This is a genomic window from Flectobacillus sp. BAB-3569 (assembly GCF_002270355.1).
Lineage (GTDB): Bacteria > Bacteroidota > Bacteroidia > Cytophagales > Spirosomataceae > Flectobacillus > Flectobacillus roseus.
Window position 1 is genome coordinate 1 of sequence record NZ_NJFZ01000155.1, and the last position, 351, is coordinate 351.

The window sequence follows — 351 nt, forward strand, 5'->3', positions numbered from 1 at the left end:
GTTAAAATAGCCCATATCACGGGTAAGCATTTTGAATTTGCCTTTTTCCCAATACGTAAAAGCATCTTCAACTTGGGCATTATTGCCTTTTTCGTAAATCAATACAATGGGATTACCTGCATACTTGGTGTAAGGTCCCATTAAATTTTTGGCAATTGCCAAACCGTATTTTCGATTACCTCGAATAGCGCCTTGAGCTTCTTGGTATTCTTTGGTATTCCAAGATTTGTAGTACAACCAATACTCACCATTCGGGTGTTTAATAAAAGAGGGGTTTGTGGTACTCCTTGAGAAACAATTAACCTATCAACTTGACCATCTGCAAAATCACTCAATAATACTCTGTTTGCT

At 37.3% G+C, this 351-nt stretch carries 1 protein-coding gene; it reads right to left on the reverse strand.

Features of this window, described 5'->3' with window-relative positions; translation table 11 throughout:
* Positions 1–140: 140 nt before the first annotated feature.
* Positions 141–351: hypothetical protein (locus BWI92_RS27980; RefSeq protein ID WP_217903516.1), on the reverse strand; the 211-nt coding region annotated here is incomplete at its 5' end.